Genomic DNA, 322 nt, shown 5'->3' with positions numbered 1-322 from the left:
CCCGGGCCCAGTTCTTGAGACGGCCAGGGGTCCATTGCTGATGTTTGCGGTGCCGGGTAGGCATGTGACCAGCTTCGGTAGTGGTGCCCGGCCTGTGACGCCGTGGGTGACTTGCCACCTGGCGTTGCCGGAAGTGGATCTGCACCAGGTGGTCGCTGACCTGGACTTCCACCTGCTCTCCCACGTACTGGTGAGGGACTGAGTAATGGTGCTGCTCGAACTCGATGTGGTAATCGATGTTAACGCGGCAACGCCGGATCTCGACGTACTCATAGGGCTGTTTCGGCAAGGGCCGCAGAGCTGGTTGATCCAGTGTCTCGAA

Annotated in this window: 1 protein-coding gene; it reads right to left on the bottom strand. The window is 60.6% G+C overall.

Annotated elements, in window-relative coordinates:
• Positions 1–322: Mu transposase domain-containing protein (locus B2W52_RS19085; protein ID WP_414673519.1), on the bottom strand; the 322-nt coding region annotated here is incomplete at both ends.

Origin of the sequence: Marinobacter sp. UBA2498, assembly GCF_002341575.1 — a bacterium.
Classification (GTDB): Bacteria; Pseudomonadota; Gammaproteobacteria; order Pseudomonadales; family Oleiphilaceae; genus Marinobacter; species Marinobacter manganoxydans.
Note: the sequence above shows the minus strand (reverse complement) of the source record. Positions and strands in the feature narration are given on the sequence as shown.